18 protein-coding genes are annotated in these 21,464 nt (G+C 71.3%); 4 read left to right on the top strand and 14 right to left on the bottom strand.

Going from position 1 to position 21,464, the window contains the following annotated elements; genetic code table 11:
- Positions 1-113: 113 nt before the first annotated feature.
- The 4 genes from ACIRB1_RS36510 to ACIRB1_RS36495 form a co-directional block, all read right to left on the bottom strand.
- Positions 114-1,514: an acyl-CoA reductase gene (locus ACIRB1_RS36510; protein WP_352181785.1), complete on the bottom strand. Its 1,401-nt coding sequence runs from the start codon at positions 1,512-1,514 to the stop codon at positions 114-116.
- Positions 1,511-2,884, bottom strand: a complete 1,374-nt coding sequence (locus ACIRB1_RS36505) for a hypothetical protein (RefSeq protein WP_352181784.1) — start codon at positions 2,882-2,884, stop codon at positions 1,511-1,513. Before ACIRB1_RS36505 ends, ACIRB1_RS36510 begins: the two co-directional genes overlap by 4 nt.
- A gap of 4 nt (positions 2,885-2,888) precedes the next feature.
- Positions 2,889-3,593, bottom strand: coding sequence for an ABC transporter ATP-binding protein (locus ACIRB1_RS36500; protein WP_352181783.1), 705 nt, complete (start codon positions 3,591-3,593; stop codon positions 2,889-2,891).
- Positions 3,594-3,722: 129 nt separating this feature from the next.
- Positions 3,723-4,958 carry an ABC transporter substrate-binding protein gene (locus ACIRB1_RS36495; RefSeq protein ID WP_352181782.1) on the bottom strand — a complete coding sequence of 412 codons (1,236 nt, stop codon included), beginning with the start codon at positions 4,956-4,958 and terminating at the stop codon, positions 3,723-3,725.
- Positions 4,959-5,100: 142 nt separating this feature from the next.
- On the opposite strand from ACIRB1_RS36495, the gene ACIRB1_RS36490 reads away from it, so the two are divergent.
- The gene (locus tag ACIRB1_RS36490) at positions 5,101-7,794 is read left to right on the top strand and encodes a branched-chain amino acid ABC transporter permease/ATP-binding protein (protein ID WP_352181781.1); all 2,694 of its coding nucleotides are present in this window, start codon (positions 5,101-5,103) and stop codon (positions 7,792-7,794) included.
- A gap of 105 nt (positions 7,795-7,899) precedes the next feature.
- Here ACIRB1_RS36490 and ACIRB1_RS36485 read toward each other — a convergent pair whose 3' ends face one another.
- Genes ACIRB1_RS36485 through fabG form a run of 5 tightly spaced genes read right to left on the bottom strand, consistent with a single transcriptional unit; the run spans position 7,900 to position 13,373 of the window.
- Complete coding sequence (locus ACIRB1_RS36485) at positions 7,900-8,694, bottom strand: glucose 1-dehydrogenase (RefSeq protein ID WP_352181780.1); 795 nt, start codon at positions 8,692-8,694, stop codon at positions 7,900-7,902.
- Between the two features lie 16 nt (positions 8,695-8,710).
- Positions 8,711-9,919 carry an acetyl-CoA acetyltransferase gene (locus tag ACIRB1_RS36480; RefSeq protein ID WP_352181779.1) on the bottom strand — a complete coding sequence of 403 codons (1,209 nt, stop codon included), beginning with the start codon at positions 9,917-9,919 and terminating at the stop codon, positions 8,711-8,713.
- A complete protein-coding gene (locus ACIRB1_RS36475) occupies positions 9,916-11,355 on the bottom strand; it encodes an OB-fold domain-containing protein (RefSeq protein WP_352181778.1) in 1,440 nt (479 codons plus the stop codon). Before ACIRB1_RS36475 ends, ACIRB1_RS36480 begins: the two co-directional genes overlap by 4 nt.
- Positions 11,355-12,605 carry an acetyl-CoA C-acetyltransferase gene (locus tag ACIRB1_RS36470; RefSeq protein ID WP_352181777.1) on the bottom strand — a complete coding sequence of 417 codons (1,251 nt, stop codon included), beginning with the start codon at positions 12,603-12,605 and terminating at the stop codon, positions 11,355-11,357. Before ACIRB1_RS36470 ends, ACIRB1_RS36475 begins: the two co-directional genes overlap by 1 nt.
- A 21-nt stretch (positions 12,606-12,626) precedes the next feature.
- Positions 12,627-13,373 carry a 3-oxoacyl-ACP reductase FabG gene (gene fabG, locus ACIRB1_RS36465; RefSeq protein ID WP_352181776.1) on the bottom strand — a complete coding sequence of 249 codons (747 nt, stop codon included), beginning with the start codon at positions 13,371-13,373 and terminating at the stop codon, positions 12,627-12,629.
- 113 nt (positions 13,374-13,486) lie between these two features.
- Here fabG and ACIRB1_RS36460 point away from each other — a divergent pair, with 113 nt between their 5' ends.
- Positions 13,487-14,713 carry an acyl-CoA dehydrogenase family protein gene (locus ACIRB1_RS36460; RefSeq protein WP_403468533.1) on the top strand — a complete coding sequence of 409 codons (1,227 nt, stop codon included), beginning with the start codon at positions 13,487-13,489 and terminating at the stop codon, positions 14,711-14,713.
- Here ACIRB1_RS36460 and ACIRB1_RS36455 read toward each other — a convergent pair.
- Together ACIRB1_RS36455 and ACIRB1_RS36450 are read right to left on the bottom strand one after the other, a co-directional pair.
- The gene (locus tag ACIRB1_RS36455; RefSeq protein WP_352181774.1) at positions 14,700-15,281 is read right to left on the bottom strand and encodes a DUF2889 domain-containing protein; all 582 of its coding nucleotides are present in this window, start codon (positions 15,279-15,281) and stop codon (positions 14,700-14,702) included. The two genes, ACIRB1_RS36460 and ACIRB1_RS36455, sit on opposite strands and share 14 nt — an antisense overlap.
- Positions 15,278-16,114, bottom strand: a complete 837-nt coding sequence (locus tag ACIRB1_RS36450) for an enoyl-CoA hydratase-related protein (protein WP_403468532.1) — start codon at positions 16,112-16,114, stop codon at positions 15,278-15,280. The genes ACIRB1_RS36455 and ACIRB1_RS36450 overlap by 4 nt, the downstream gene beginning before the upstream one ends.
- 139 nt (positions 16,115-16,253) lie before the next feature.
- Between ACIRB1_RS36450 and ACIRB1_RS36445 the strand changes: the two genes are divergently transcribed.
- Both ACIRB1_RS36445 and ACIRB1_RS36440 read left to right on the top strand, forming a co-directional pair.
- Complete coding sequence (locus tag ACIRB1_RS36445) at positions 16,254-17,054, top strand: GntR family transcriptional regulator (protein WP_352181772.1); 801 nt, start codon at positions 16,254-16,256, stop codon at positions 17,052-17,054.
- 134 nt (positions 17,055-17,188) lie between these two features.
- Positions 17,189-18,370 (top strand): amidohydrolase family protein, encoded by a 1,182-nt coding sequence (locus ACIRB1_RS36440; RefSeq protein ID WP_403468531.1) that lies wholly within the window; start codon positions 17,189-17,191, stop codon positions 18,368-18,370.
- Positions 18,371-18,404: 34 nt separating this feature from the next.
- Here ACIRB1_RS36440 and ACIRB1_RS36435 read toward each other — a convergent pair whose 3' ends face one another.
- From ACIRB1_RS36435 to ACIRB1_RS36425, 3 genes are read right to left on the bottom strand one after another with little or no spacing between them, the layout of a single operon-like run.
- Positions 18,405-19,502 (bottom strand): serine hydrolase domain-containing protein, encoded by a 1,098-nt coding sequence (locus ACIRB1_RS36435; protein ID WP_403468530.1) that lies wholly within the window; start codon positions 19,500-19,502, stop codon positions 18,405-18,407.
- Positions 19,495-20,946, bottom strand: coding sequence for a class I adenylate-forming enzyme family protein (locus tag ACIRB1_RS36430; protein ID WP_403468529.1), 1,452 nt, complete (start codon positions 20,944-20,946; stop codon positions 19,495-19,497). Before ACIRB1_RS36430 ends, ACIRB1_RS36435 begins: the two co-directional genes overlap by 8 nt.
- Before the next feature lie 4 nt (positions 20,947-20,950).
- Positions 20,951-21,373, bottom strand: coding sequence for a MaoC/PaaZ C-terminal domain-containing protein (locus ACIRB1_RS36425; protein WP_403468528.1), 423 nt, complete (start codon positions 21,371-21,373; stop codon positions 20,951-20,953).
- Positions 21,374-21,464: the final 91 nt, after the last annotated feature.

The following is a 21,464-nucleotide window of genomic DNA, read 5'->3' as shown; positions in this document are numbered from 1 at the left end:
CGTCGATGACGCCCGCCCAGTACGGGTCCTTCACCCTGCTGGGCGGAATGTGGGTGACCTTCTCGTTCACATCCAGTAGGGCTTCCTGGCAGATTACGGTCCCGGTGCCGTGCTCACTCGTCGTTCACCCAGCGCATCAGCCGCTGCAACGGATAGAAGCCGTCATGGGAGAGCCCCGGTGGCATGCCGCCCGCCTTGCCGAGGGAGACCACTCGCTGGACTCCGGCGCAGGCGAGTGCGTCGCGCAGTTCCGCCTTGCGCTCGTTCGGGTAGACACCGACCGTCTGGGTGGCGACTCCGGCGTGCGCGACCGCCGCCGCCAGCGTGTCGACGGGGACGACGTCGACGATCTTTCCGTCGGGGTGGAAGTCCACGGGTTCCGGGGAGCGGATGACCAGGCCCCGCCCGTCGTAGCCGCCCCAGACCCGGTAGTCGGGGGCCAGGCTGCGCAGTACGTCGATCTCCTCACGGAGTTCGGGGGCGACGCGCGGGCCGTCGGCCGAGCTGAACTCCCGCGCCACGCCGAGGCGTTCGCAGAGGAGCGCGGCGTAGCGGTCGGCGTCCTCCGGGGTGCCCTCGACGAACTGGAACCGGCTGGCCACGCAGGCTTGCTGGTTGAAGAACGTGGCGTCCGCGGCGCCCGCGTCCGCCGCCTGGGCAAGGCTCTCCGGTGACGCGAAGGCTTCCCTGCCGATGAGCGAGATGGACGTCTTGGGGTCGAAGGAGACCAGTTCGAATCCCGGGCCCACGTACCGCAGTGCTCCGCGGATCGTGGACTCGCCGCCCCAGGCGACCAGTTTGTCGAAGAACTGGGGGCGGAACAGGACGCTTTCCACGGCCTCGTCGCCGCCGCGCCAGTACACCGCGGAGAACGAGCGGACCACGGGGTGGCCGGGGGCGACGGCCGCCATCGTGCGCAGGATCGCGGTCGCGGTGAAGAGGTCGTTCGAGGGCAGTTTCAGCAGGTTGACGCCCTTGGTGAGGGCGCCGCGCACGACGGACATGGCGGCGACGCCCGGTGCGTTGCCGGCGATGATGTGCACCAGGCGTGGCGGGAACGCCCGGGTGGATGCCGTCCGGTCGTCGGGCAGGTGCACCTCGCGCCAGCCGTCGAGCACGTCGGATCCGCCGAGTTCGTGGTCGATCTGGGCGTACAGGCCCGCTCGCCGGAAACTGCGCCACAGTACGGCGTAGGCGCGTTCGAGGACCTCGCCCGGCAGCGGGCTGACCCGGACCATGCGGTCGAGTGCCTCGGCGAGCAGGCCCTCGCGGTCCGCCTTGAGGGCCTCGCCGGTCTCCACCAGCAGGTCGACGATCTCCGCGACCGGCACATGGAAGGCGGGGCCCGGCTCGGTGCGCGGCCACACCAGGCGGTCGAGGTCGAGTGCCGGTGCGGTGAAGGCCGTGGCGGCTCGGCCGTGGGCGACGGGCGGGGCGTCGTCGACCTGGCCGCGCACCACGTGCACGACCTCCGTCGCCGCCGGGGGCGTGCCGTGCAGGGTGGTGGCACTCATCCGTGGATCATCCCCCGCACATAGGAGTCGAGTGTCGCGGCGCAGGTGATCTTGTCCTCGCCGCCGAGGTCGCCGTAGCGGCGGATGTCCGGCAGGACGGTCGGGCCCGCGCGTCCGCAGTCGCACGGAGAGAAGTCGACGGAGACCCGGTCTCCGCTGATCAGCCCGCCCCAGCGGCCTTCCAACGAGACGTCCAGGAAGGCGAACCGGCCTTCCACCACGCCGTGTTCGGTGTTCAGCAGCTTCTCGCCGGGCTCGTCCAGGATCAGCGGGATCACCCAGGGCGGCACGTGGTAGTTGCCCGACTCGCAGGCCGGGCAGGAGCCCTGAAGCTCCGTCATGCCGTAGCTGCGGACCCGCCGTACGCCGTCGTAGAAGGCGGCGAACTGCTGCTGGTAGTCGTCGGGCAGGACCCCGTTCTTGTTTCCGCCGCCGCTGAGGACGAGGGTCTCCGGGTGGAGGCCCCCGTCCGGTACGCCGCGGGCTCGGAGGGCCTTGATGAGGGTGAACTGCTGGTTGTTCATGCCGGCGATGAGCAGCGGCTCGCCGTGGTGGGCGGCGATGTCGTCGACGATCCGGGCGACGGCCGCGCCGAGTTCCTCCTCGCGGGCCGCGGACGCGTTCTCGAAGGAGCTGATCTCCTGCGGGGTCGCGGTGCCCTCTGCCATCCGGCGGCGCAGCAGGGCGCTGCTCATCAGCTCGGAGACCCGCATCGGCTCTTCGGTGAGCAGATGAGTCTGTCCGGGCCGGGCGAAGACGTCCGCGTGCCATCGGTAGCCGTCGATGGAGCGCATCGGACCGCTCGCCGGTGCGAGCAGATAGCCGCGGCGGGTGGGTTCGGGAGGCAGCGGATCGGGCCAGCAGGTGAGGTTGTCGAGGATGTCGTGCAGGAAACTCAGGTCGCTCGGGGCGCAGTTGAGGAAGGAGACCTTTCCCGAGGTGCCGCTGGTGATGTAGGGGCGGTGGCCGGCGGCGGTGACGCGGTCGGTCCACTCGTCGATGTCGCGTACGCCCTCGATGTCGACGTCGCTTTGCTCGACCACCGAGACGGTCGTGTACCAGCGCAGGAGACGGTCCCATCGGCCGCCGGTGATGAGGGAGAGGGGGTAGGACTTGTAGCTGGTGTGGGAGAAGAGGAGAGGGACCAGGTCGTCGAGGCTCTCGATCCCCCCGGTGCCGGTCTCCTCGGCCCGGGTGCGCAGCAGCGGGATGCGCTCGCGGTGGGCGGCGAAGGCCTCCCGTGCCGCTTCGAGCTGCAACTCCCTTGTTTCCCGGGCGGGTTGGTCGAACGTCCGGCCGGAGGGGACCAGGGACCGGATCTGCTCACGTGCGCTGGGCACGGCAACCACCTCCATCAGTCGTACGGTCATGCGGTCATTGCGTCGGGTTCTTCGCGAGGTAGGAGGACTCGATGGCGTCGAGGTCGGCGCGGAGTTCCTCCGGGGTGCCGGTCATGACGACGCGTCCGCGGCGCAGTACATAGACGCGGTCGGCGATGTCGAGCACCTTGCGCACGTGCTGTTCGACCAGCAGTGCGCCGAGCCCCTGGTCGGCCGCCTCGCGAACGGCGCGCAGGAGACGGTCGACGACGAGCGGGGCGAGGCCGAGGGAGAGTTCGTCGGCCAGGAGCAGCCGCGGGGTGCGGCCCAGGGCGCGCGCCAGTGAGAGCATCTGCTGTTCGCCTCCGGACAGCATGCCCGCGCCGGTCTTCAGCCGTTTCTCCAGTTCGGGGAAGAGCGCGACGGCCCGGTCGGGCGGTACCCGTCCGACCCGCAGGTTGTCGGTGGTGTCGAGGCGGGTGAAGACCGCGCGTTCCCCGACGTAGGCGAGGCCCTCGCGGGCGCGGCGGTGCAGGGGTGCGTGGCCCGGGGTGCCCAGCCAGTGGACCTCGCCGCTCATCGGGGTCAGGTCGCCGGACAGCGCCCTGAGGGTGGTGGTCTTGCCCGCGCCGTTGGGGCCGAGCAGGGCGACGACCTCGCCCGGGGCGACCTCCAGGTCGAGGTCGCTGACGACGGGCCGGCTGCCGTATCCGGCGGACAGGGCGCGGGTCGCTATCAGGGGTGCAGCGGTGTCGGACACGGGGTCTCTCCTCGACCGGACGACTCGACCGGAAGACTCAACCTGGTGACTGGGCGTGGTGGTTGGGTCTCGTGACGGTTGCCTCGCGACGGGGCCTCATGACGGGGCCTCATGATTCGGGCCGGCGGCTCAGCCGGACGACGCGGCCGTCAGTTCCTTCCGGACGTCGACGAAGGTCGATCCGGCCTTGGCCCACTCGATCTTCCCGTCGCGGATGGTCAGTTCGGTGGCGGTCGTGTTGTGGATGCGGTCAAGTCCCTTGATCGGCAGGGCGGTCGACGCCTTCCAGGTCAGGGGTGGGGTCAGTCCTCCCGTGTCGATGCCCGAGGTGGTGTTCAGCTCCCGCACCAGCGCCTGGGCGGAGACGGTCAGCAGTTGCTTCGCGGCCTCGGTGAAGACCTTGAAGGCCACCCAGGTCGTCGCGTTGGCGCCGTTGTCGGTGTCGATGTCCTTGCCCTTGGCCGCCGCGACGAAGTCCTTCCAGACGGCGTCGGAGGTCGGCGGGTAGTAACCGGTGATCGCGGCGCCCTCCAGCGGGCTGCCGCTGCCTCCGGTGCTCGCGGCCAGTGCCGGGGTCAGGTTGCCGACGACGCTGGCGAGCTTGGTCTTGTCACCGGACTGCACGTAGGACTTCACGAACAGGCTGGAGGCGGTGCCCAGGATGACGCTCACACAGTCACTGCCCTTGGTGGCGGCGACCTGCGGGGCGAGATCGGTGGCGGTGAGCGGCACCTTGAGGTCCTTGGGCGCCGTCCCTCCGGCCGAGATCACGCCCAGGGTGAGGAACTGCGAGACGACGGCTGCGGCGGCCACGTCGTACCGGACGCCGGTGATCTTCTTGCAGCCCTGCTGCACCAGTTGGCGGCCGTGGGCGGCGAACACCGCCGGGGTGCCGCCGTTGACCGGGAAGGACAGCGGGTTGGAGAACTCCGCGGCCGAGACGCCGGTGCCGCCGAGGTACGGGATGCCGGCCTTCTGCAAGATGGGCATGTAGCGGTCCCCGGCGAGGCTGTAGGAGCCGACGACGGCGGCCACCTTGTCCGCCACCGCCTGCTGGGCGCACTTCTCGGCCTCGTCCGGGTCGCCCTTCTCGTTGCAGAACTCCACTTTCAGGGGGCCGCCCTTGATCCCGCCGTGGGCGTTGATCCACTTTTCGTAGGCCTCGGCGGTGAGGTGGATGCCGGGCTGGGCGCTGCCCTGGGTGTTCTCCGGCGCCCAGACCATCACCTTGACCGGGCTGCCCTTCAGCGAGGAAGTCTCGGCCGTGCTGTCGGCCGTCTTTCCGCCGCAGCCTGCGGCGAGCAGGACTCCGGTCACCGCGAGACAGCTCGCCGCGGCGGTTCTGCGTCGGCGTGAGTCGTTCATGGTCCCTCCGCGGGGCTCGCGCCCGAATGGGCGACGTCGAGATGCCGAACAGCATGGGGTGCGTTTTGAGGTTAGTGAAGTACTCTCGGCACAATTATTTAAATGAATGCACTTTCTGGGCTCTCTCTGGGAGGTTCCTCGGATGGACGACATCCTGCGCTTCGCGCTGCTCGGTCTGGGGCTCGGCGCCCTGTACGCCCTCACCGCGCACGGCATCGTCCTGGTCTACCGGGGCTCCGGCGTCCTGAACTTCGCGCACGGCGCGATCGGGATGGCCGGCGCCTACGTCCAGTGGGAACTCGCCGACCGGCACGGCCTGCCGTACTGGCCGGCCACCGCCTGCGGTGTACTCACCTCGGCGGTACTGGGCGTGCTCACCCACCTGCTGGTGATCCGTCCGCTGCGCAGGGCGTCCACCCTGGCCCGGCTGGTCGGCACGCTCGCGGTGTTCATCGTCCTCACCGCGATCGCCGTCAAACGCTACGGCGACAGCCTGCAACTGGTGCCCGGCAAGCTGCCCACCCGGCTGCTGACGATCGCCGGGGCCACGGTCTCCGAGGACCGCGTCTGGCTGCTCGGCATCGCGGTCGCCGTCACGGTGGTGCTCCATCTCCTCTACCGGCGCACCCTGTTCGGCCTGGCCACCACGGCGGTCGCCGAGCACGAGGGCGCCGCCGCCGCACTCGGCTGGTCCCCGGATCTGATCGCCGCCGGCAACTGGGCCCTGGGCTCCGCGCTCGCGGGTCTCACCGCCATCCTGATCGTGCCGGTGATCGGACTGTCGGTGACCGGGCTGACCACCCTGCTGCTGAGCGCGCTGGCCGCCGCCCTGGTCGGCAGGTTCTCGTCGTTCCCCGTCACCCTGGCGGGCGGTCTGGTCATCGGGGTCGCGCAGTCCGAACTGACCCGCTTCGGCTCCGCCGTCACCGGCCTCGCCTCCTCGGTGCCGTTCCTCTTCATCGCCCTGGTGCTGGTCGCACGCGGCCGGGCGCTGCCGTTGCGCGGCACGTTCCTCGACCGCCTCCCCGCTCTGGGAACGGGCAGGGCGCGACCGGTCCCGCTCGCCCTGGCCGTCGTGACGGGGCTGGTGCTGGTGAGCCTGTCCACCCCTCTGTGGGCCGACGCGATCACCAGCACCCTGGTCCTGTCCCTGATCATCCTGTCGATCATCGTGGTCACCGGATACGCCGGGCAGGTCTCGCTCGCCGCGTACGCTCTCGCCGGGACCGGCGCCTTCATCGCAGGGCACGCGGCGGCGGACTGGGGCTGGCCCTTCGAACTCGCCGTGCTGGCAGGCGTGTTGGGAACCGTGCCGATCGGCCTGCTGTTCGCCCTGCCCGCCGTGCGCACCCGCGGGGTCAACCTCGCGATCATCACCCTCGGGCTGGGCACCACCCTGGAGGCGATGGTCTTCCAGAACACCGACCTGTCGACGACCCCCGGCAGCGACGGGATCGCGGTGGGCAGCCAGACGCTCTTCGGGATCAGCATCTCCGGGGTCGACCATCCGCAGCGCTACGCCGCCGTGGTCCTGGTCCTGTTCGTCGCCACCACGCTCGTGGTCGCCAACGTCCGGCGCGGCCGGACCGGCCGCCGCCTCATCGCCGTACGCGCCAACGAACGGGCCGCCGCGGCCCTCGGTATCGACGTCCGCGGGGCCAAGCTCTACGCCTTCGGTCTGTCCTCGGCCATCGCAGCCCTCGCCGGGGTACTGACCGGCTTCCGCTCCACGTCGGTCGTCTTCTCCGATTTCGCGAGCTTCGACTCCGTCACCGCGCTCGGCCTCGCCGTCATCGGCGGTGTCGGTTTCCTCGTCGGCCCGCTGTTCGGCGCCACGTTCGCGGCGGGTACGGTCGGCGCCCGGTTCGGGGACCTGGTGGTGCCAGGGCTGAGCGCGTGGATGCCGCTGATCGGCGGGATCATCCTGGTGCTGACCCTGGTGGGCAACCAGGACGGCATCGGCAAGGAGGCCGGCAGACAGGCGGCGGCCCTCGGCCGAAGACTGTCCCCGAAGCGCACCGCACCCGCACACGAGGAGCAGCCGGAAGCCCTCCCCGACGTACCCCGCGCCTCACCACTCCCCCTGCACGTCCGGGACCTCACCGTCCGCTACGGCGGTGTCGTCGCCGTCGACGGGCTCTCACTGGACGTCGAACCGGGGCGGGTGGTCGGCCTCATCGGCCCCAACGGCGCGGGCAAGACCTCCGCCATCGACGCCGTCACCGGCTTCACCAGGGCCGCGTCCGGCAGCGTCCGCCTCGGCGAGCGGGACGTGACACGCCTGCCGGTGCACCGCCGGGCCGGGGCGGGGCTGAGCCGGTCCTTCCAGTCACTGGAACTCTTCGAGGACATGACGGTCCTGGACAACCTCTACGCCGCCTGCGAGCGGCCCGGACGCTGGACCTGGCTCACCGATCTGGTGCGTCCCGGCAGCCGCCCGCTGCCCGCCCACGTACTCGTGGCCGTACGCGAGTTCGGACTCCAGGACAGCCTGGACCGGCCGGTCGGCGATCTGTCGTACGGGGAGCGGCGGCTGCTGGCCATCGCCCGCGCGGTGGCGACCTCGCCGTCCGTGCTCCTGCTGGACGAACCGGCGGCGGGGCTGTCCGACGACGAGACACGGGAACTGGCCCGCCTCGTGCGACGGCTCGCCGAGGACTGGGGCATGGGTGTGCTGCTCGTCGAGCACGACGTCGACATGGTGATGAGCGTCTGCGACCAGGTCGTGGTGCTCGACTTCGGCCGCCGGATCTGCGCCGGCACCCCGGACGAGGTTCGCGGCGACCCGGCGGTCCGGGCCGCCTACCTGGGTGATCTGGAGCCGGAGACTCTGTGACGGAGGGGCCGAAGGGCTTGCCCGGCCTCCTGGGCAAGCCCTTCGAGTCGTCGGCCATCGTGCACGCGCTCGGCGCGAGGTGACGGTCCCTCCATGACCGGCGGGTTATGTGTCCCGCAGGTCCGCGATGTAGGGCTGGTGGGCCAGTAGTCCGCCGTCCACGCGCAGGGTGTGACCGTTGATGAAGGCCGACTCGTCGGAGGCGAGGAAGACGACCGCCGCCGCGACGTCCTCGGGCCGTCCCAGCCGCGGAGTGAGATGGTGACGCAGCATCGTCTCCCGCATCGCCCCCTGCGCGGAACCGGCGCTGGCCGGCGTGACGATGAACCCCGGGGCGACGGCGTTGCAGCGCACCCCCTGCTTGCCGTGCTGGGTGGCGACGTACTGCGTGAGGTTGACGATCGCGGCCTTCGAGGCGCCGTAGGCGGGATTGCGGAGGTCGCCGGCGAGACCGGCGCCGGACGAGGTGTTGATGATCGAGCCGGCACCACGGGCGATCATGTGCGGCAGGGCGGCCTGGATGGCGACCATGGTGCCGCGCAGGTTGATCCGCATCGTGTCGTCCCAGACCGCCGGGTCGGCCTCCAGCACGGGGTGGTCCTGCCGGGCGGCCAGGTGGGTGGCCGCGGCGTTGTTGTGCAGGACGTCGAGGCCGCCGTAGATCTCGACCGCCGCGGCCACCATGTCCCGTACGGTCTCGATGTCGCCCAGGTCGACCGGGACCGCCGTGGCGGAACCGCCGGCGGCCCGGATCTCCTCCGTGACCGCCTTGGCGCCGTCGAGGTTCAGGTCGGCCACGACGGTGTGCGCGCCCTCGGCCGCCATGAGGCGGGCGGTGGCGGCTCCGATGCCGGAGGCGGCTCCGGTCACGATCGCGATCTTGTCGTCGAGTCGTCCCACGACTCAACCGCCTTTCTCAGTCACTGAGTTCGCTGCCCACGACGGACACGAAGGAGACGCATTCGCCGGGCCCGCCACCCAGGTTGTGGGTGAGGGCGAGCGAGCGCCCTTGGGCCAGGGTCCGGACCGTCCGCTCGGGCGGTGCCTCGCCGCGCAGCTGGAGCCAGGCCTCGAACATCATGCGCAGGCCGGAGGCTCCAATGGGGTGTCCGAAGGCCTTCAGGCCGCCGTCCGGGTTGACCGGCAGCGCACCCTCCAGATCGAACGCCCCACTGGTGACATCCTTCCAGGCCTCACCGCGCCCGGAGAAGCCCAGATCCTCCATCAACACCAACTCGGTGGGAGTGAAGCAGTCGTGGACCTCGGCGAGCGCGAGTTCGGCGCGCGGGTCGGTGATGCCGGCCTGCCGGTAGGCCTCCTGGGCCGAGACGACGACCTCGGGGAAGGTGGTGAAGTCGTAGTCGGGGTCCAGGAGTCCGTCCGCCGGGCCGGCGACGAACGACAGCGCCTTCACGAAGATCGGCCGGTCGGTGTACCGGTAGGCGTCCTCGGCGCGGACGACGATCGCCGCCGCCGAACCGTCGGAGACCCCCGAGCAGTCGAACACGCCGAGCATCCCCGCGACGATCGGCGCCGACCGGATGCGCTCCAGCGGCACCTCCTTGCGGTACTGGGCACGGGGGTTGCGGGCGCCGTTGACGTGGTTCTTCCAGGCGATGCGGGTGATGACGTCCTTCATCTCGGCTTCCGCGAGGCCGTACTTGGCGGCGTAGGCGGGCGCGAGGAGGGAGAAGTTCGCCGGGGCCGTGATCTCGCCGCGGCTGTCGTCGCCCGCGCCCGGCATCGTGGTGCCCGACAGCCCGGACAGGCCGGAGTCCTTGAGCTTCTCCACGCCGACGGCCATGGCCACGTCGTAGGCGCCCGAGGCGACCGCGTAGCAGGCGTTGCGCAGCGCCTCGGAGCCGGTCGCGCACATGTTCTCCAGGCGGGTGACCGGCTTGTACGGCAGATGCAGCGGGCGGCTGAGGGTCAGTCCGGAGACTCCGGAGGCCTGGGTGCCGAGCCAGAACGCGTCGATGTCGTCCAGGGTGAGGCCGGCCGAGGTGACCGCCTCGCCCACGGCGTCGACCAGCAGGTCGTCCGCCGAGCGGGTCCAGTGCTCGCCGAAGGGCGTGCAGCCCATGCCGACGATCGCGACCCGGTCCCGGATTCCGTGCGAGCTCATCCGTCTGTCCCCTCGGTCTCGCCCGTGCGCACCGGCCGGGCCTTCCAGAAGTAGTTGTGGACTCCGGCGGCGGTGACCGTGCGCCGGAAGGTCATCTCGACCCGGGCGCCGATGACCGCGTCGGCCTCGGTGGCGTCGGTGAGCTGGCAGCGGAAGCGTCCGCCGCCGTCGTAGTCGACGACCACGACGAGCATCGGCGGGCTGGGCGTGTGGGCGAGCCGGTCCACGGTGAAGGTGGCGACCGTGCCCCGCACCTGCTCCATCGGCTCGTCGGTCATCGTGTCGACGCTCCGGCACGACGCGCAGACCCGGTCCGGCGGCAGATGCCGGGTGCCGCACTTCTCGCAACGGGAGGCGACGAAGCCGTACTTCCAGCCGGTGCGGCGGTGTGCGGGTGGGGCGTAGGGCGGTTCGGGGTCGGGGCGGCGGGGCGGTTCGCGGTCGAGCAGGCCGCGCCAGGAGAGGTAGGTGGCGTACGGCATGGGGGTGCCGCCCGCGGCGATCTGGGCGGCGACCGGGCGGGCGGCCCGATGCGCCGGGAGGGCATCGGTGGTGCGCAGGAGCAGGACTCCGGCGCCGTCGCCGAGCACGACGAGCGCGATGATCCGGCCCGGTTCGGCCCGGTCGAGGACGTCGGCGAGAAGCAGTCCGGGCTGTGCGGTGCCGGCGTTGCCGATCTCCGCGGTGAGGTCGGCGGTCGCCGCCTCGGGCCGTACGCCCGCGCTGCGCCGCACGGTTGCGCACGCGCGCGCGTGCAGGCCGGAGACGACGAGGTGGTCGACGGCGCCTCGGTCCAGGCCCGCCTGGTCGAGGGCGGCGGTCAGCGCCTTGTCCGCGAGGGACACGTAGATCTCCTCGGCGAAGCGCTCCTCCCAGACGCGGGAGGCGGGCGCGCCGGGCAGTCGCCAGCGGTCGAGGATCTCGTCGCTGACGGTGTCGTGGGCGAGGAGTTCCGCGATGACCGGGGCTCCGTTGCGGTGGCCGCCGAACGCGAAGGCCGCCGCTCCGTCGCCGCCCGCGGACTCGTCCCCGCCACCGGGCAGGCCGGTGCGCAGGTCGGAGAGGACCGTGAGGGTGGGTATCGGGGAGCGGGCGGCGGTGACCAGGGCGCCGAGGCCGGAGCGGACCGAGCCCGCCATGTCGACGGCGAGGACGTGCGGGTCGAGGCCGAGCGCCGCGTGGACGGCGGTCGCGTTCGTCTTGTCGAGATAGGCGGGCGTCGCGGTGGCCAGGAGGAGTTGACCGATGCGGGCACGCAGCCCGTCCCCGGCCAGGGCGCCACGCGCCGCCTCCACGGCCATCGATGTGGTGTCCTCGTCGTAGCCCGCCACCGCGCGGGTGCCCCGTGACGCGGCGGTCCCGAGGGTGGCGGCGATGTCGGCGCGGGCGAGGCGGTGGTACGGCACATAGGCGCCGTATGCGATCAGTCCGGCCATCAGCGTCCTCCATTGGCGTGGGTCGAGTGCGTCGGCCGTTCGAAGACCGCGGCCAGTCCCTGACCGCCGCCGAGGCACATGGTCTCCAGGCCGTACCGGGCCTGGCGGCGGTCGAGTTCGCGGAGCAGGGTGGCGAGGATGCGGCCCCCGGTGGCACCGACGGGGTGGCCCAGCGAGATGCCGGAGCCGTTCACGTTGAACCGCTCGAAGTCGGCCTCGGTCAGGGCCCATTCGCGGGTGCAGGCCAGCACCTGCGCGGCGAAGGCCTCGTTGAGTTCGATCAGGTCGATGTCGGCGAGCTTGAGCCCGGCGCGCTCCAGCGCCCTGGCCGTGGCGGGCACCGGGCCGATGCCCATCGTCTCGGGCGGCACGCCCACGACGGCCCAGGAGACCAGCCGGGCCAGGGGGCGCAGGCCCAGTTCGGCGGCGCGCTCGGAGTGCGTGACGACGCAGATCGAGGCGCCGTCGTTCTGCCCGCTGGCGTTGCCGGCGGTGACGGTCGCCTGCGGGTCCTGTCGTGCGAGCACGGGACGGAGGCCGGCGAGTTTCTCCAGCGTCGAGTCGGGGCGCGGGTGTTCATCGGTGTCCACGACGGTCTCGCCCTTCCGCGTCCGCACGGTGACGGGCACGATCTCGTCCGTGAAGCGGCCCTCGCGCTGGGCGGCGACCGCCTTCTCGTGGGAGCGCAGGGCGAGCCGGTCCTGCTCCTCGCGGGGGATCGCGTACGCCCGCCGCAGGTTCTCGGCGGTCTCCAGCATGCCGCCGGGGACGGGGTGGTTGACGCCTCCGGACGTCACCCGCCCGCGCGCCAGTCGGTCGTGCAGGGTGGTGTCAGCGCCGCGGACGCCGAAGCGGACTCCGGTGGTGTAGAACTCGGCCTGGCTCATGGACTCGACGCCGCCGGCCAGCACGAGGTCGCTCGCGCCTGTCTGCACCTGCATCGCCGCCGTGATGACGGCCTGGAGGCCGGAGCCGCAGCGCCGGTCGATCTGGAGTCCCGGGACCTCAACCGGCAGTCCGGCGTCCAGGGCGGCCACGCGGCCGATGGCCGGTGCCTCGCCGTTGGGGTAGCACTGGCCCAGGAGGACATCGTCGACGGCGGTGGCCGGGACGCCGGTGCGCTCCAGTACGGCGCGGACCACGGCGGCGGCCAGTTCGGTCGCCGGTACGTCGCGGAAGACGCCGCCGTAGCCGCCGACGGGGGTACGCACGGGTTCGCAGATCACCGCGTCACGCAGGAGGGCGGACATCAGCCATGCCTTTCTGTGGGGTCACATGTACCGGCCGCCGGTGACCTCGACCACGGCCCCGGTGACATAGCTCGCCATGTCGGAGGCGAGGAAGAGGACGACCTGGGCTACTTCGGCGGCCTCCCCGGCGCGGCCGAGCGGGATCTCGGCGAGCTTCGCGTCCCAGGCGGCCCGGGGCATCGCCTCGGTCATGGCGGTGCGGATCAGGCCCGGCTGCACGACGTTGACGCGGATGCCCGCCTTGGCGAGTTCCTTGGCGGAGGCCTTGGTGAGGCCGACGAGTCCGGCCTTGGCGGCGCTGTAGTTCGTCTGGCCGAAGTTGCCGACCTTGCCGGCGATGGAGGAGATGGTGACGATGCTGCCGCCGTGCCCGTGCGCGCGCATCGCCTCGGCGGCGTACCGGGTGCCGTTCCAGGCGCCGGTCAGATGGACGTCCACGACCGCGCGGAAGTCGGCCACGGCCATCTTGCGGAGGGTCGCGTCTCTGGTGATCCCGGCGTTGTTGACCATGACGTCGACCGGGCCGAAGGTGTCGGCGCAGTGGGCGACCAGGGCGGCGACCTCGTCCTCGTCGGTGACGTCGCAGCGGAACGACGTGGCCGCCGTACCGTTCTTGGCCAGGCGTTCGGCGGCCTCGGCCGCGGCGGCCGCGTCGATGTCGCCGAGGACGACACGTGCGCCCTCGCCGCCGAGCACACCGGCGATCTCGTAGCCGATGCCCCGCGCGCCGCCGGTGATCACCGCGTTCCGGCCGTCCAGCAGTCCCATGTCAGCCCGCCTCCGACTCGACATCATTCCCGTTAAATAGATAACCTATTATGCTGAAACAATCAATACAGCGATGAGCTGTGCGGGCAGGGCCGGACGAGGAGCGACCGCAGGTGGACATCAGCTATCCCCCGGAGACCGAGACGTTCCGCGGCGAGGTCAGGACGTTCCTCGCCGAGACGCTGCCGCCGGACTGGAAGGGCATCGGCACCCTCGACGAAGAGGCCGCCTGGTCCTTCGCCCGCGACTGGCGGCACCGGCTCGCCGAGCACCGCTACCTCTCCCTCAGCTGGCCCGAGCGGTACGGCGGCCGTGGCCTGTCCAAGCTCCACCAGGTCGTCCTGATGGAGGAACTGGCCCTGGCCGGTGTGCCGTTCGGGCTCCCGCAGGACACGTTCGGCGTCAAGATGCTGGCGAACACGCTGCTGCGCTGGGGCACCGACGAGCAGCGGAGCCGCTTCCTGCCGCGCATCCTCAGCGGCGAGGACACCTGGTGCCAGGGGTACTCGGAGCCCGACGCGGGCTCGGACCTGGCCTCACTCACGACCCGCGCCGTCCGCGACGGCGACGAGTGGGTCATCGACGGCCAGAAGGTGTGGACGTCCGGCGCCCACCACAGCGACTGGATCTTCGTCCTGGCGCGCACGGACCGCGACGCCCCCAAGCACCGGGGCATCTCCTTCCTCCTCGTCCCCCTGGACCAACCGGGCGTCGAGGTGAGGCCGTTCCGCATGATGAGCGGCCAACTCCACTTCAACGAGGTCTTCTTCAACGGCGCCCGCACCCGCGCCGACCTCGTGGTGGGCGGCGTGCACAACGGCTGGACGGTCGCCCAGAGCCTGCTCGGCGTGGAGCGCGGCGAGGAGGCGGCGACCAACCCGATCCTGTTCCGGGCCGAGGTGGAGCGGCTCGTGGAACTGGCCCGCCTGCACGGCCGGGACCAGGACCCCGTCATCCGGCAGCGGATCGCCTGGTGCTGGTCCAAGGTCGAGATCATGCGTTACCTCGGATACCGGATCCTCACCGGCTGGCTCAAGGGTGCCGAGCCGGGCCCCGAGACGTCGATCGCCAAGCTGTACTGGAGCGAGTACCACACGAAGGTCACCGACCTGGCGATGGACATCATGGGCCTGCACGGCCAGGTACCGACGGGCCGGCAGCCGCTGCGCACTTACCGCGCCGACGATCCCGGCGCGGCCAACTCCTCGGCGTCCTGGTCGACGACGTACCTGATCGCCCGCTCCGGGACGATCTACGCGGGCACCTCGCAGGTGCAGCGGAACATCCTCGCGGAGAAGGTGCTGGGGCTGCCGCGCGAGCCGAGGCTCACGAACCCGTAGGCCGCTCGAAGGCGCCGAGTTCCGGGACCGGGCGGGGGCCGGTCCCGGGGCGCCAGCCCGCGTCCAGCTTGCGCAGGCCCACGCCGTCCGGCGCCCAGATGTGGCAGCTGTTGAGCACACCGGCGGTGGCACGCGGGCCGTTCGCGGACTCGCCCGCGTCCCGGCGTCGCGCGTTGGCGGACATGGCGGCCTGCACCACGGCGGGGCCGAGCACCCGTGCCAGTTCGTAGAGGTGGGAGCAGCCGGAGACACCGCGGAACCGCTCCTGGATCGCCCGGTTGTACCCGGCCGCGACACCGAGGCCGACGAGGCTGTCGAAGGCCGGGGTGATGAACGGGCACTCCGCGTGGGGGAACGTCAGCATGTCCGCCTCGGCGGCCACGACCGTCATGTCCGCGAGACGGACGCGTACCGCGAGCACCATCCGGTGGACGTCGGCGACCGCCGGCCCGGCCCACGGCCGTTCGTCGCGCAGCTCCGCCTCGACCGAGATCTCCTCGCCGCCGGGCTCCAGGTGCGCGGTGACGGTGATCGTGCGGCGGTGCAGGGGGAGTTCGGTGCGGCTCATGACACCGCCTCGGCCGGTTCGGGGGCGTTCTCCCCCAGCCCGGCGAACTCCGGTTGCCTGCGCTCGATGAAGCTGCGCACGCCCTCCCGGTAGTCCGGGGCACGCTTGGCCGTGGCCAGCAGTGCGGCCGCGGTGTCGCGGCTCTCACTGAAGCTGCGCGTCTGGTCGTCGGCGAGTTGCCGCTTGATCAGGGACATCGCGTACGGGCTGGCGGTGCGGGCGAGTTCCGAGGCGTACGCGAGCGCCGCCGGGAGCAGGTCCGCCGGCTCCAGCAGCCGGTTGACCAGGCCCATCTCCCGCGCCTCGGTTCCGGTGATCCGGCGCGAGGACAGCAGCAGGTCGCTCGCCTTGCCGTAGCCGACGATCCGGGGCAGGAGCCATGAGACGCCGTCCTCGGCGACCAGGCCGCGTGCGCTGAACGCGGCGGCGAACTTGGCGTCCGGCACGGCGAACCGGACGTCGCACATGAGGGCCTGGTTGAAGCCGATGCCGGCGCAGGCGCCGTTCACGGCCGCCACCAGGGGTTTGGGAAACCCCATGGGCCGGGTGCGCGGCGGGAGGCTGTCGGTCGGCCAGGGGCGTGCGCCCGAGGACGCCCCGTCCAGCACGCTCATGTCCATGCCGGGGCAGAAGCTGCGCCCCGCGCCCGTGAGGACGACGGCCCGGACCGCCGGATCCGCCTCGGCTCGGTCGAAGAGTTCGTTGTAGAGCAGCTCCATCTCCAGCGTCCAGGCGTTGTGCCGCTCGGGCCGGTTCAGGGTGAGGAGCAGGACTCCGTCGCCGGTCAGCTCGCTGAGGATCACCGGGGGCGGCGGGTCCGGATTCGCGGTCATCGGGCTCACTCCCAGCAGCTAATAGGTAGATGAATCATCTCTATCCTAGAAGGCTCGTCAAGGGAAGATCCATCCACCCCTTGACCTGGTACCCTCGATGCACTAAGACGATTCATTTTGCTATATGGAGGAGCCCGTCGTGGCCGAGGCAGCCCGCACAGAATCGCCGAACGTGCCCGCCCCCTCGCGAGGCCGCGTCGGACGCCAGGTCCGCGTCCCGAAGACCGCCGAACTGGTCGCCGCGCACCTGCGGCGCCAGATCGTCCGCGGCGAGCTGAAGCCCGGTGACGCCCTGCCGCCGGAGTCGGGCCTGATGGAGCAGTTCGGCATCTCCCGGCCGACGTTGCGCGAGGCGTTCCGCGTCCTGGAGTCCGAGTCGCTGATCACGGTGCGCCGAGGCGCGCACGGCGGCGCCCGGGTGAGCGCCCCGGACTCCGACGTCGCCGCCCGCTTCGCCGGTCTGATCCTGGAGTACCGCGGCGCCACACTGGGCGACGTCTACCGCGCCGCGGCCCTCATCGAGCCGCCGTGCGTGCGCCAGCTGGCCGCCAAGCACACGGCGGACGACATCAAGAGGCTGCGGGACGCGGTGGCGGCCGAGAAGACCGTCCTGGACGACCCGCTGGGCCTGGTCGACGCCCAGGACACCTTCCACGCCCTGCTGGTCGAACTGACCGGCAATCAGACCCTGATCCTCCTGTGCGGCATGCTGCGCAACATCATCGACCGGGCCAACGCCTCGTACACCGCCGCCGCGACCGACGCCGAGACCCAGAAGGCACAGGCCCTCAAGGGGCACCGGGCCCATGTGCGGCTGGTCGGCCTGATCGAGTCCGGCAAGGCGGACGAGGCCGAGAAGCTGTGGCAGCGCCACATCAGCGGCGCCGACGACGTGGTGAACGGCGCAGGCCCCAAGACGGTGCTCGAACTCCTCGACTGACCGGGCGGCCGGACCGGCCGACCTCACGGAGGGAAGATCAGCGAGCCGTTCTCACCTCACCCCTTGCGCCTCCGAAACAGTTAGATAATTATAGGAGGCGTACTGAATAGATCTGGGGTCCGGAGGCGACGGCCATGGCCGAACAGCGCAAGCGCATCTTCGACTGCGACCAGCACATGTACGAGGAACGGGACTCCTTCACCCGTTACCTCCCGAAGGAGTTCCTCGGCCAGGCGGTGGCTCCGGTGACACTCGCCGACGGCCGCGAGGTCATCCTCGCCGGGGACCGCGTCGTGGTCTGCCTGGAGCCGGAGTTCGGGCAGGTCTACCGGCCCGGCTCGCTCAAGGAGATGCTCAAGTCGATGGCGTCGGGCAACCCCGACGAGACGTACCAGTTCGAGCCGATGCACGAGTCGTACCAGAACCGTGAGGCCCGGCTGCGCGTCATGGACGAACAGGGCCTGGACCAGACGATCATCTACCCGGGCGGCTGGGCACTGGTCGCCGAGGAGTACGTGCGGGGCGTCGAGCCGCTCTACGCCAACTACCACTCGTTCAACCGCTACATGAACGAGGTATGGGGCTTCAACCACCAGGACCGCATCTACTCCCCCGCACTGCTGTCGCTGCGCGATCTGCCCAGTGCGGTCAAGGAGTTGGAGTTCGTCCTGAACGAGGGCGCCCGGTTCATCATGCTGCCGACCGGGCCGCAGTACGGCCGCTCACCGGGCGACCCGTACTTCGACCCGTTCTGGAAACTGGTCAACGAGGCCAAGGCCAGCGTCTGTTACCACATCAGCGAGTTCTACTACAACTCGAACGTCGCCCCTGACTGGGGCCACGACGCGAGCCCCATCCACTTCCGGATGTCCGCGTGGCAGTGGATGAACACCTACGGCCAGCGTCCGATCGAGGAGACGCTCTCCGCGCTGATCTTCGACAACCTCTTCGGGCGGTTCCCCGACATCAACGTGCTGGTCTCCGAGTTCGGCGCCGAATGGGTGCCCCACTTCGTCCGGCACATGGACAAGAGCCGTGGCATGGGGCGCAACGGCCCCTGGATCGGCGGCCAGTTGGCGGAGCGCCCGAGCCAGGTCTTCCGCAAGCACATCCGGGTGGTGCCCTACCCGGAGGACGACATCCCGAGCCTGGTCAAGCGCCTCGGGTACCACGAGTCGATCGTGATGGGCTCCGACTTCCCGCACGCGGAGGGCATCGCCAACCCGGCCGACTACCGCAAGCTCCTCGCGGAGCTGGACGAGTCGGTCCAGGACGACATCATGTACAACAACGCTCAGCAGCTGATCAGCCGCTGAGCATCGACAACCCCATCTGGCGGCGGGCCCGGTCCTAGCGGATCAGGCCCGCCGCCAGGTTCGCGATGTCGGCTAGCAGGGCGATGCCGTGCGGGGAGTGGTCGTAGCCGGCGAGGGGGTAGCCGTTGCTCAGGCAGGCGAAGGACAGGCCCGACTCCGGGTCCATGAAGCCCAGTTGGTAGGCGGCTCCCGCGCTGCCGAAGAGGGCGGGCGAGCCGGTGGACGGCAGATTGCTGCCCGCGTCGGGACCGGCCACGGTCACGAACAGGCCCATGCTGGTACGGCGACCGCCGCCGCCCCCGTAGATCTGCTCCCCGTACGGATGGCCGGTCAGCCTGATCCGGGTACCCCGCGCCACCGCCTCCGGCTTCCACAGGCCCGAGTGGACCAACGCCTGGAAGTAGAGCGCGACATCGGCCGCGGTGGCGACCAGGGCGTGGCTCGGTTCCCCGGCCGCCAGCACCTTCGGGTCGGAGAGGTACCACGGCCCCCAGGGGTCGGGTTCCTGGTCGTCCCCGGTCCGGTCCGTGGCGAGCATCGGGGCGACGCTGCCCTGCTGCCGGCTCTCCGGTACCCCCAGCTCGATCGAGGTCAGGCCGAGCGGCTCCACGATCCGCTCGCGCAGGTAGTCGGCGAAGGCGAGACCCGTGCGCCGCTCCACGATCTCGGCGATCAGCCAGGCCGCCGAGGTGAGGTGGAACTGGAAGCGGCTGCCCGGCGGGTAGTCCAGCCGCCAGCGCCCGAAGGCGGCGAGCCGCTGCTCGCGGTCGAGCATCTTGGGATGTCCGAGCGGTGCGAAGGGGAAACCGGCGGTGTGGGTGAGCACCTGCTCGACCGTCACGGACTCCTTCCCGTTCGGTGCGAACTCCGGGATGATCGCGGCGACGTGCTCGCTCTCGTCCAGGAGCCCGTCGCCGATCAGCTTCCACACCACGCCCGCGACGATCGACCGTCCGACGGACTGGAGGACGTACCGGGTGCCGGGGTGGGCGTCGCCGTAGGTCTCGAAGGCCACCAGCCGCCCGTCGCGGGCGACGGCCACCTGCGCGGACGGGAGGGCCCCGTGCTCGACCTCCCGGCGGATCCGGCTCAGGAGGGTGTCGAGGCGGTGCGGGTCGACTTGGTCAGGCACGTGTCTCTCCTTGGTACGGCTCCCGCAGCCGGCGGCGTACGACCTTGCCGTTCGCGTTGCGCGGCAGAGCGTCGACGAACCACCAGCGGACGGGGACTTTGAACCCGGACAGCCGGGCGCGGGTATGGCTCCGGAGCGTCGCGGGTCGCGGCGGGGCCTCGGGATCGTTCGGGACGACGAAGGCCACGACGGTCTGGCCGAGCCGCTCGTCGGGCACGCCCGTCACCGCCACGTCCGCCACGCCCGGGTGCGCGGCCAGGACCGTCTCGACCTCCAGCGGATGGACGTTCTCGCCACCCCGGATGATCATGTCGCTGCCGCGGCCGTACAGGTAGAGGTAGCCGCCCTCCGCCACCCGTCCCAAGTCGCCGCTGTGCAGCCAGCCTTCGGCGTCGCTCCGGAAGAAATGGTCGGCGCGGGCGTGGATCTCGCCGATGCCGTCGGGCCCGGCGTCGTCGACCCTGACCTCGACCCCGGGGGCGGGCCGCCCCACCGAGCGCAGCAGGTCGGTGCGCCCCGCGACCGCCTCCCGGTGGTCCTCGGGGGTCAGCACGCTGATGGGTGAGCCCTCGGTCTGCCCGAACATGTTGAGCATGCGGACGCCGGGCATCGCCTCGTACGTCCGGCGCAGGGTGCCGGGGCGGACGGGCGCGCCGCCGTACTGGAGGACGCGCAGCGTCTCGTGGTGCGCCTGGCCTGCCGCGAGCAGGGTCTCCAGCATCGCGGGGACCATGCTGGTGTGGGTGGCGCCGAGTGCGCGCAGCAGGGCCCAGCCCTCGACGGTGAACCGGGGCAGTCCGGTGACGAGGGCGCCCGCGGCGAGGGCGACGGCGATGTTGCCGAGGCCGGCGATGTGGTGGAAGGGGGCGCTGCCACCGTAGAAGCTGTCCGGATCGAGTGCGCAGAGGCGGCCGTTGACGCGGGCGCGGGCGGCCAGGCGGCGTTGGCTCATGGGGACGGGTTTGGGCAGGCCGGTGGTGCCGGAGGTGTGCAGGACGGCGGCGAGGTCGTCCGGCTCGGCCGTCAACGTCCGTGTGCTCGGGCGGAGTTCGGGGACGACGACGGCACGCCGGCCGGACAGTCGGGCGACCTCTTCGCCGAGGCGGGCGAACTCACCCTGCACGACGATGACATGGCCCTCGGACGCCTCGACCACGGCCGCGATCTCGTACGGCGTCATGCGGACGCCGAGTGGGGCGAGGGGGTGGCCGGAGCCCGCGCCGCCGATCGCCAGGGCGAGGGCGTCGGCGGAGGTGGCCGCCAGGGCGGGGACCGGGGTGCCGGTGTCGAGGCCGAGGGTGTCCAGCCAGTCCGCGGCGCCGGCCGCGCGGTCGAGGAGTTCGCGTCCGGTCCAGGTGAGGTCCCCGAACCGGACGGCGGGGCGGGAGTGGTCGTAGGCGGCGGTCACCGCCGCCGTCCAGGTGAACTCCGGTTCGGCGCCCACCGGTTCAGGGCTCCAGGCGGGCCGTCGCGGTGCCGGTGACCACCTCGGTGCCGTCCTGGGTGACGGTCCGCACGGCGAAGCGGGCGACCGGACCGGCCGGCGTGTCCTCGATCGACTCGACCGTCGCGGTGGCGGTCAGGGTGTCGCCGGGCCACACCTGGGCCTTGAAGCGCACACCGAAGGTCAACAGCGCTTCGGTGCCGACCCAGTTGGTGAGGACACGTCCGGTCATGCCCATCGTGAGCATTCCGTGGGCGAAGACGCCGGGGTAGCCCGCGACCTCGGTGGCGAACCGCTCGTCGGTGTGCAGCGGGTTGAAGTCGCCGGAGGCGCCCGCGTACTGGACGATCCGGGTGCGCTTGAGGTCGCCGACCACGATGCTCTCGCGGGTCTCGCCGACCTTGATGTCGGCGGTGCTGATGCTCATCGGGCGTCCCTAAGAATGTTGGCGGTCCGGGAGGACCGGGTGTGGCTGATCGGGCGTTGCCGTTGATGGCTCCGGAGGAATGGCCGCCTGG

Origin of the sequence: Streptomyces sp. NPDC096013, assembly GCF_044763565.1 — a bacterium.
Taxonomy (GTDB): domain Bacteria; phylum Actinomycetota; class Actinomycetes; order Streptomycetales; family Streptomycetaceae; genus Streptomyces.
The sequence above is the reverse complement of the archived record's forward strand: the minus strand, read 5'-3'. Positions and strand labels throughout refer to the sequence as shown.

Excerpts from the sequence above, each read along its gene's own strand:
- ACIRB1_RS36510 (WP_352181785.1), bottom strand. The coding sequence starts at position 1,514 with ATGAGTGCCACCACCCTGCACGGCACGCCCCCGGCGGCGACGGAGGTC.
- ACIRB1_RS36505 (WP_352181784.1), bottom strand. The coding sequence starts at position 2,884 with ATGACCGTACGACTGATGGAGGTGGTTGCCGTGCCCAGCGCACGTGAG.
- ACIRB1_RS36495 (WP_352181782.1), bottom strand. The coding sequence starts at position 4,958 with ATGAACGACTCACGCCGACGCAGAACCGCCGCGGCGAGCTGTCTCGCG.
- ACIRB1_RS36490 (WP_352181781.1), top strand. The coding sequence starts at position 5,101 with ATGGACGACATCCTGCGCTTCGCGCTGCTCGGTCTGGGGCTCGGCGCC.
- ACIRB1_RS36480 (WP_352181779.1), bottom strand. The coding sequence starts at position 9,919 with ATGAGCTCGCACGGAATCCGGGACCGGGTCGCGATCGTCGGCATGGGC.
- ACIRB1_RS36475 (WP_352181778.1), bottom strand. The coding sequence starts at position 11,355 with ATGGCCGGACTGATCGCATACGGCGCCTATGTGCCGTACCACCGCCTC.
- ACIRB1_RS36470 (WP_352181777.1), bottom strand. The coding sequence starts at position 12,605 with ATGTCCGCCCTCCTGCGTGACGCGGTGATCTGCGAACCCGTGCGTACC.
- fabG (WP_352181776.1), bottom strand. The coding sequence starts at position 13,373 with ATGGGACTGCTGGACGGCCGGAACGCGGTGATCACCGGCGGCGCGCGG.
- ACIRB1_RS36455 (WP_352181774.1), bottom strand. The coding sequence starts at position 15,281 with ATGAGCCGCACCGAACTCCCCCTGCACCGCCGCACGATCACCGTCACC.
- ACIRB1_RS36450 (WP_403468532.1), bottom strand. The coding sequence starts at position 16,114 with ATGACCGCGAATCCGGACCCGCCGCCCCCGGTGATCCTCAGCGAGCTG.
- ACIRB1_RS36440 (WP_403468531.1), top strand. The coding sequence starts at position 17,189 with ATGGCCGAACAGCGCAAGCGCATCTTCGACTGCGACCAGCACATGTAC.
- ACIRB1_RS36425 (WP_403468528.1), bottom strand. The coding sequence starts at position 21,373 with ATGAGCATCAGCACCGCCGACATCAAGGTCGGCGAGACCCGCGAGAGC.